The organism is Mesorhizobium sp. M7A.F.Ca.US.014.04.1.1, assembly GCF_003998745.1.
GTDB classification, from domain to species: Bacteria; Pseudomonadota; Alphaproteobacteria; order Rhizobiales; family Rhizobiaceae; genus Mesorhizobium; species Mesorhizobium ciceri.
In genome coordinates this window covers 1-8,512 of sequence record NZ_RZRW01000235.1, presented here as the reverse complement: position 1 = coordinate 8,512, position 8,512 = coordinate 1, and the positions used below count along the sequence as shown (strand labels likewise).

Annotated in this window: 9 protein-coding genes and 1 tRNA gene; 8 read left to right on the top strand and 2 right to left on the bottom strand. The window is 58.5% G+C overall.

From position 1 onward, the window contains the following. The 7 genes from EOA22_RS38150 to EOA22_RS16920 all read left to right on the top strand — a co-directional run. On the top strand, window positions 1-212 hold a 212-nt coding region (locus tag EOA22_RS38150; RefSeq protein WP_206521293.1), incomplete at its 5' end, for a hypothetical protein. Between the two features lie 12 nt (window positions 213-224). Continuing rightward, window positions 225-300, top strand: a tRNA-Thr gene (locus EOA22_RS16955). Between the two features lie 324 nt (window positions 301-624). After that, window positions 625-987, top strand: a complete 363-nt coding sequence (locus tag EOA22_RS37710; RefSeq protein WP_164745866.1) for a hypothetical protein — start codon at window positions 625-627, stop codon at window positions 985-987. Between the two features lie 410 nt (window positions 988-1,397). Continuing rightward, window positions 1,398-2,051, top strand: a complete 654-nt coding sequence (locus EOA22_RS16945; RefSeq protein WP_013531390.1) for an outer membrane beta-barrel protein — start codon at window positions 1,398-1,400, stop codon at window positions 2,049-2,051. A 269-nt stretch (window positions 2,052-2,320) separates the two neighbouring features. Continuing rightward, window positions 2,321-2,701 (top strand): hypothetical protein, encoded by a 381-nt coding sequence (locus EOA22_RS16940; RefSeq protein ID WP_013531389.1) that lies wholly within the window; start codon window positions 2,321-2,323, stop codon window positions 2,699-2,701. A 608-nt stretch (window positions 2,702-3,309) separates the two neighbouring features. Continuing rightward, the gene (locus tag EOA22_RS16935; RefSeq protein ID WP_063168079.1) at window positions 3,310-4,017 is read left to right on the top strand and encodes a Crp/Fnr family transcriptional regulator; all 708 of its coding nucleotides are present in this window, start codon (window positions 3,310-3,312) and stop codon (window positions 4,015-4,017) included. 1,260 nt (window positions 4,018-5,277) lie between these two features. Continuing rightward, the gene (locus tag EOA22_RS16920) at window positions 5,278-5,577 is read left to right on the top strand and encodes a DUF1236 domain-containing protein (RefSeq protein WP_013531386.1); all 300 of its coding nucleotides are present in this window, start codon (window positions 5,278-5,280) and stop codon (window positions 5,575-5,577) included. A gap of 366 nt (window positions 5,578-5,943) precedes the next feature. Here EOA22_RS16920 and EOA22_RS16910 read toward each other — a convergent pair whose 3' ends face one another. Beyond that, entirely contained in the window at window positions 5,944-6,513 is a 570-nt protein-coding gene (locus EOA22_RS16910) for a DUF2569 family protein (protein WP_063168081.1), read from the bottom strand. Window positions 6,514-6,639: 126 nt separating this feature from the next. Further along, the gene (locus EOA22_RS16905) at window positions 6,640-7,254 is read right to left on the bottom strand and encodes a TetR/AcrR family transcriptional regulator (RefSeq protein WP_024503901.1); all 615 of its coding nucleotides are present in this window, start codon (window positions 7,252-7,254) and stop codon (window positions 6,640-6,642) included. Between the two features lie 91 nt (window positions 7,255-7,345). Here EOA22_RS16905 and EOA22_RS16900 point away from each other — a divergent pair, with 91 nt between their 5' ends. After that, on the top strand, window positions 7,346-8,437 hold the full coding sequence (locus tag EOA22_RS16900; protein WP_063168082.1) for a spermidine/putrescine ABC transporter substrate-binding protein: 1,092 nt from the start codon (window positions 7,346-7,348) through the stop codon (window positions 8,435-8,437). Window positions 8,438-8,512: the final 75 nt, after the last annotated feature.

Sequence of the window (8,512 nt, the reverse complement as noted above, 5' to 3'; positions counted from 1 at the left end):
CTGATGATGTTCACCAGCAGCATCCAGGCCACGAAGATGATCGGGAGAATGATGACAAATCTGATCATGCGACACCCCTGCTCGAAGCGATTGCACCCTTCCCTAGATGTAGGAAGCAATCCGGCGGTTTTCAGGATGCCCTCGCCGATGGCCCATGCGGCATGCCGGGAAAAAACGGAGTTTTGTCTTTACTGGCTCAACAAATATGCTAACCGGAGCGCCGTGCCCTTGTAGCTCAGCTGGTAGAGCAGCGGTTTTGTAAACCGAAGGTCGGCGGTTCGATTCCGTCCGGGGGCACCAGCACAATGCAAAAACCATAACATTTTCAAAAGCTTAGAAAACAAGGTTCGGGTTCGATCCACCGCTTATCCACCTGGAATTTTTCATTTGCCAACGCGAGTATCCGCCCAGAGCATCACCGTATCCGGATCATCCTCTTCGTCCTCCTCCGGCTCGTAAGGTTCCGGCGCCACCAGCAAATCGATTCGCCTAAGGTCAGTCCCTCCCATTGGCGCATCGAGCGAGAGCGTTTTGAAGGTGTCATATTTGTGGATAGTGTGCTTGGTGCTAGGTTGCCAAATATTCAGCCTGGCTCAGATTTGGGAATATTGGGGGGACGTCACTTTGATCCGCATTTTGGTCGCACTCGCCGCCGCAATTTGCTTCGCGTCTTCGGCGGCTTCGGCAGGACAGGACAATATCCACTTCCTGGTCGGGATGCCCGATGCCAAGTTAAATTTGGCCGCTAAAATGGCAGGTAACCTCAACGGCGTTATGCAAAGGTGCCGGCTGAGGCCTACAGAGAATGGAAAAGCTATCATTGCTGTCCCTGTGCTTTTGTACGAGGGGATAGAAAAACACCTGACGCCTAATCCTCCTAAGTTCCGGAAGGCCATTCACACCTATGAAAGAGCTTACGCCATGGCGGTCCAGAGAGCGGGAAATTGCCAGGCTGAGAAGGCCAAATACCCGGGACTTTACCGATAGATGGCTGCGAAGGGACCCGGACATTGGGCGAGTCACCGCCCTGCGCGCCGCCGCCTAACTATGGCGTCGACGGCATCCTTCCTGATTGCTGCGGATTGAGCCGTCCGGTATACCCATCGGCATTCTTCACGAACACAGCTGCAAGCCTGATCCGTGCGGCAGCGGCTTCATTGAAGATCAGAACGGCACCCCTTCCACGCTCCGCACTTGAATTTCTCGATAATGCCCGCATCGAAGCCTGACGCGGAAGTATTGAGCTCTTCGAGGGATGCCTGCTTGCACCGGCCATCCCGATACCTATTTCGCCGAATTCAGGCGCAGCAACTTAGCCTACGGGTGTGACTTCCTAGCTATATACAAAGTTGCAGGCTCATCGATATAAAGCGATTGGCGATTTTGATGGGGATTTCATGAAAGCTTTTTTGCTCGCTTCATTCGTTGCGCTTTCCGCGGCTCCGGCCATGGCTGCCGATATGACGATCGCTCCTGTCGATACCCCTGAATGGACCTGGCAAGGGCCATACGCCGGCGTGTTCGGTGCCGGAACGTTGGAACACTACAAGATCTATGGACCGGGCGCCCAGGCTGGCGCAACGCATAATGTCGGCTCGGCAACGGTCGGCGGCTTTGCAGGCTATAACCTCCAATCCGGCAAGATTGTCTATGGCGTCGAAGGCGAGCTTGGCTACCGCTTCAAGAAGAACACCTTCGACGATATTCCAGGCCCAGGCGTCCTTGACGCCTCCACAGGTTTGTTCGGATCCGTAAAGGGTCGCGTTGGCATGGACATGGGAGCCTACATGCCGTTCGTCACGGCTGGTGTAACCGCTGCAAAGCTGAAGACATTCTACCCGGGTGGAAACGCTGAGCGGGATGCCACCTTGGTCGGTGGTGTTGTTGGAGCAGGCATCGACGTCGCGCTCACACACAACGTGTTCTTGCGCGGCGAATACGACTTCTCCTTCTTCGGCAAGAAGTCGCTTGAATATTGTGGCGGCGGATGCACGCTGGAACACACGCTTCAGACGCACGATTTCCGCGTCGGCATCGCGATGAAGTTCTAACTGTTCAGCGCGTCTCCGACTTTGACGCCCCCCGCGGGAATGGCAAGACCAAGGTCCAGCTTGTGAATGGCATTCCGCGGGCGCAATGTCGCCGCGAACCCGACGGCTAGGGGCCTGGATCGCAAATAGTTTGCCGTTCAGGCCCTTCGTTCGTTCCGGACCATGCCCATCTGCGCGCCATCCCTTCGTACCAAACCGTACGTTGAATCCTTCTTGGGTCACGCGTGACAAGAGAGTAAATAAATCCTTTCGCAGGAAGGGAGGCCGCGATGGCAGAAACGCATATAGAAGTCGCACGCGCGGTTATAGAAACCAGCTTTCGGTTGCGGCACCATTCCCTGGCCGGCACTGCCTCATTTCGCCGTGATATGGACCACTCCCGACGCGCAATCGAGGCCTCGCGCGAACTGCTCAAGCGCCTTCGCCAACGTCATCGCGATGACATGGCCCGGGAGGGAGATCCGGAGCCAGGTCCTGTTGCCGTCTCGGCCTTCGATGCCGACATTCTCCGCTCGGCGTTTCGAAACCTGGTCAGGGAAACAGGCGTTCCCGAGTGTGAATGGCGCCACCTGGCTGAAAGCTTGGTCCGCGAATATGTCGGGTGCGAGCAGGTTAACGTTGGCTTGTTGGACTGGATTACCCACAAGTAGTCAGCGGTATAAATTGCGTACCAACGCAAAGCAGCCCGTCCCGCCCACATTGCCGGTGACACGAAACGGGCTGCGGAAGCCCGCATGCGACGCTTCCTGCAATCCAACTTCGGGCGAGTACGGATGTTCCGTTAGTTTCTGCTGAAAGGCGGTACATTCTGCTGCCGTGGCCATTCGACAGTCACTGGTAGGGTAGACCCGCCGCTCCATTTGCGAAGCGACGGGCTCTCGCCCACCCCATACCTGTGAAAGCAATTTAGATGCCAAACTTTTGACCCGTTATGGGGCACAACCGTCGCCTTGCCAGTCGGTCGGTCGCCCTCTCGTCGCTCTGCCTCGACATTGATAACCATGTACATCATGCCGGCTCGTTGGCTGCGATCACAAATTGTCGGATTCGTACGAAGCAGAGTTCTGTACGATTCCAACCCTGTAACTTTGTACACCCCTGTTTTGTAATTCGGCGGCTGAGGGGACGCCGTGCATCAGGTTGCATTTCACTGTCAATCGCGCGCCAGAGGGCGTATATTTTTTAAATCGTCTGCACGTGTCTACGGGCGCAGACGGCAGGGAGATTGGAAAGCTCTTGCCCCAAGCGGGATTGAGCTATGACCAATCCAGAGAACGATTCCTACAGAAACCAATTGTTGCGCAGGCTTGACCCTGGTGACCTGGGGCTTTTGCAGCCACACCTTGAACTGTGTGACCTCGAGCCGAAAATGACCTTAGAGAAAGCCGATTCGGAGATCGAGACGGTGTACTTCCTGGAGGACGGCATCGCTTCTGTGGTCGCGACGGCTTCAGGTAAGGAAGCCGAGGTGGGCCTTGTCGGCTTTGAGGGAATGACCGGTGCCGCGCTCGTGATGGGCGCTGACTATGCAGCGCATCAATGCTACGTTCAGTCGGCCGGCAGCGCTTTCAGGATGGGAACCGAGCCCTTCAAGGAGGCTCTTGCGAACAGCCCAACGTTGCGCCTTTTCCTGTTGCGCTATGTCCACTACTTCCACATCCAGACCAGCTATACGGCCCTGATCAACGCAAAATCAAACCTTGAAGAGCGGTTGGCGCGCTGGCTTCTAATGTGTGACGATCGGGTCCACGGCGAGCGCCTTGCGATCACCCATGAGTTTCTCGCCGTCATGCTTGGAGCAAGACGCCCAGGCGTTACCGTTGGGCTGCAAGTTCTGGAAGGACGTGGTTTCATCTATTCTCGACGTGGCGAAGTGCACATCAGGGACCGCAGCGGACTTGCGGCCTGCGCAAACGGCACCTACGGCAAGCCAGAAGCCGATTACGTTCGGCTAGTTGGATTATAGCGCTCCAAGCATGCCGGACGTAGGCCGCGGTGATCCAAGCACCTGCGCCTCGCGCCAGCAATACAGCCCGTCCCGCCCACATTGCCGGTGACACGAAACGGCTGCGGAAGCCGCGATCCGATGCGATTGCAATCCAACCCTGGGCGCGCACGGATGTCCCGCAAGCTTCATATCCCGTGCGTCAGCACAAGATAAATAGCGGGGACGAGCATCAACCAGCCGCTCAGTCCAAGAACCACCAAGATGGCCATGCGCTCTGTTCGCCTGACAAGGTCGGCAATGTTTTCTTTGTCCGGCAAAGCGACGGAGGCCACAAACCCGGGCGCACGATCATCGTTGCCATTTCCCGGTTGGTTCGCGCTGCCACTCTCATTCGATCTCTGGACCAATGTCATTGTGATCGTTCACCGAAAAGAATCTAAACCGGCCCGTTCTCGGCGCGTGAGCCGGAACGGGCCGAGGCGGGAAATCAGTTAAAATCGAAGGACGACCGAAGGACCACGTCGGCGGTTGCACCGGATGCGACGGCGCCCATGCCGCCAATAACTGCGGCAACCCCGTCTCCAGCCCCGCCGGCGGCGGTGGGGACGGTAGTGCCAGTCCCGATGATAGACTTGCTGCACTTCTGCCTGTGCGTCTTCTTCAAAGGTCTCTGTTTGTGGCGTCTCAAGTTCATCGAGGATGCCGTGTCCGGCCCCTGGAACACCCGCCATTGCGTCAGTTGGGCGGACAGCGCTTGCAAGGGCCGCTGCCCCGGCAACGCCAAACATTGCAGTCAAGAAGGATCGCCGATCCATAATAAACCTCCCAAGGTACATGTGCTAGAAATGCGCCCACGCCTGCCGAATGAGCATGCATGGGCGCACGGTGAAATACAGGACCCGCCCGCCGCCGAAGCAGCTCACGGGTCCTATCAGCGCAGGAAGGGACGTAGCTGCGCCGATCCACGCCATGTCAGCCAAGAACGACCCCCATCACCAGGAAGGTGATGGCTGTTGCGAAAATCGGTGCGAGCAACCATCGCGCCTGGCCGACACTTTTTTCCACTGTTTCTCTCCGAATTGGAGAGACAACAACCTTTAGGCCTAAGCCGTTCCGCCTACTCCCAACGGGTAAGACCATTGCGTTTTCCAACCAGACTTTGGTCCTGCGCGGATTCAGACAGAGGCCCGTATGAGGAACGTTTGGCCTGGCGACGTGTTCGGGTGGCTGGCGCCCAGCCGATCGTGCTGCCGCCAGGTTACAAGAGGAGAAAAACAAATGAGGATGCACCTAAGCAGCGCCGCTGCGGCGCTCTTGCTGTTGGCCAGCGTCGGCGCGGTTGCGGCACAGGATGTGGTTATCACACCGGAACAGGACACCGTCGTGCGCGAATACGTGAAGAAGCAACCCTTGGCTTCTGTGAAGCTTCCGGGGGTGGAGTTGAATGTCGGCACGGCTCTGCCAGACACGGTCGAACTCCACGAGGTTCCCAACGTCAAATACCGCTATACGGTGGTCGACAACCGAACGGTTTTGGTGGACCCGAGCACACGCAAGATTGTGAAAGTCTACGACTGAAACTTCGAACCGGCCAGGCCCGCCGGCAGGGATGCCGGCGGGTTGCGCTCGTCAAATCGCCACTCAATCGGACAAATGAAAATGATGAACCCTGAAGTCGAGACGTCGCAAGCGCTCGTGGCGCGCCTGGTTGATCTCCAGGCGAGAGCGCGGGCAGCACGTATAAATGAGGCCGAAATAAAGACCTTCCAAAAGGTCGCAGCCGTCACGGATGATGGTCGAGGTCGGTCGGCTCAGGATCTGGCCGTTCCAGGTTCGATGGCGACATAGTGGTGCACGAGGTCACACCCCAATCGCCGCCACAAGAATTCGGTTCTGCCCGCGGATCGCCGCGCGCAGTTCCAACATTCCAAGTTGTGCCTTCTTCTACGACGCGCCAGCAACCTGGGTGGATGCCCCAACCCTGGTGAAGGTGTTCCGCACCCTGACGGACTTGTAGACGTAGGCGACCCAGAGCCCTATCAGCACAAACGAGACTATGTGCGTCGCAAGCGCCTCGCCAGTGACCACTTGCCGAACCGAAACCCCGATCGCGGTGGAGACCCAGATCGCGTCCAGTATGACCGCCACCGGGATTGCGAGCCATTGGATGAGAAACAACTGCTTGAACCGAAGGCTCCGCCTCAGCATGGCAACGAGCACCACAAGCTGAAGCACCATGAATGCCAGCAGCAGGGCAACCTCGCCATAGACCACCATGGGTCCATTCGGCACCAGCATGAGCTGGTTGTCGCCATCGCTGGAGGCCCCCAATTCGGCGAGTGTGCGCAGCGGTGACAATGCCTGACCGATAGCCAGCAGCATCAGCCAGCCGCCGAAGCCCACAAGAGCCTCAGGATTCTGCGACGGCTTCGCGGCCGATCGAACAGCAAAGAAAACAGGCACGCCGATCAACAGCAGCATGATCGCCCAATGCCAGATGGAAAACGCCCCCATTTACGCCTCCCCTTTTTATGCTCCCTTAAGTTGTACCAGGCTTTAAATTCAACTCAAGAGGCGAGCGCTGGTGTGAAATGACAATATGCCGAACCGACGATTTTCTCCTGTCTGCTCCTGACTCCCTCACACCCCGATCGCCGCCACCAAAATCCGGTTCTGCCTCCGTATCGCTGCGCGCAGCTCCGGTATCCTCGCCGCGTCGCGTTTCACGAACTCGATGAACATCATGTTCATGTTGTTGAAGATCAGTTCGCCGAGCGCCGCCCCGTCGATGTCCTGGCGCACCAGGCCGAGCGCCTGCAGCCGGGCGATCAGGGCGCGGATCTGTTCGGTCAGCGCGCGGTCGAGCGCGGTGTAGGCCTGGCCGAACGGGCTGTCGGGCAGTTGCGTCGAGATCGCCATTGCCTGCCGCCACATCTCCTTGCTGAGATAGTGCAGCGAGTGCTCGATGTAGATGCCGATCAGCGTATCCAGCGCATCGCCGACATTGGCCGGCGGCCTGGCGACGACGCCCTGCCCGGCATTCAGCACCTCGTTGACCTCCAGCGAGACGATGGCGCCGAGGATGTCGCCCTTGTTCTCGTAGTAATTGTAGATGGTGCCGACCGAGACCTCGGCCTGCGTGGCGATCGCCTCTATCTTGGCGCCCTCATAGCCGGCCTCTCGAAACAGTTCCGCCGCCGCTTCGATGATGCGCCTGTGCCGGTCCGCCTTTTGCCTTGCCCGCAATCCGCTCATTCCAGCCTCTTTCCACAAAAACAGAATTGACTCAATTTTAGAATTGGTTCAATTTTTTGCAAGAAGCCACAAAGGCAAGGGAGAACACTCGATGTCCGCACATTCCAAGACCATGAATTCGCTTTCCATGTTGAAGAGCCATCTGCATGCTGCGTGCGCGGCCGCGGCGCTGTTGCTCGCAGCCGGCAGCGCTGTCCAGGCCGCCGACCTCAACGCGCTGATCTGGTGCGATCATGCCGATCCGGCGCTGCTGCAGCCCTTCGAGGAGGCCAATGGCGTCAAGGTCAACGTCAAGGATTTCGAGGGCACCGGCGCTGGCCTCGCCATCGTCGAACAGTCGCAGCCGGGCGACTGGGACGTGATGGTGATCGATTCGATCGACGTGCCGCGCGGCGTCGAAAAAGGCCTGTTCGAGCCGCTGCCGGAAGACAAGCTGCCGCTGGCCGACCTGTTTGCGCAGGTGAAGATGAACGGCTCCACCATGGTCGGCGGCAAGCGCTACGGCATCACCGAAAAGTTCGGCTACAACACGATCGGCTACAACAAGACCAAGGTCGATCCGGCCGACATGCAGTCGATGGCGGCCCTGACCGGCGACAAGTACAAGGGCAAGGTCGCCATCTACGACTACTACCTGCCGGTCATCGGCATGGCCGCACTGGCGATCGGCAAGAAGACGGCCGATCTCACCGAAGCCGACCTGCCCGCCCTCAAGGACGAGCTCTTGAAGATGAAAGCCAATGCCAAGCTGGTCGGCGAAGTGACCGCCAGCCAGACGGCGCTGGCGACGGGCGAGGTCGACATACTGGTCGGCGGCGGCGAATGGGTGACGGCGGGCCTAGCCAAGGAAAACCCGGCGCTGGACTTCTCCATCCCGAAAGAAGGTGCGGTTCTGTGGTCGCAGTCGCTGGCCATGTTCAAGGATTCCAAGAACAAGGACATGGCGCTGAAGTTCATCCAGTACATTATGAGCCCGGAGGGCCAGGCGCGGCTTGCCACCTCCTCCTGCTACTGGGGCATGCCGGCCAACACCAAGGCAGCACTGACCGACGACCAGAAGAAGGTGCTGCGCTTCGACGAACAGCCGGGCTTCCTGACGCGTGCCCAGGCCTATCCGGCGCCGAACGCCGATCTCGACAAGAAGATGCAGGACATGTGGACCGAAATGCTGCAGGCGAAATGAGCCGATAGCGCTCATGAGCTCGGCTGGAAACAACCCCTTGCCCCGGGCGGGCCATACCCTGCCCCGGGCGAGCTC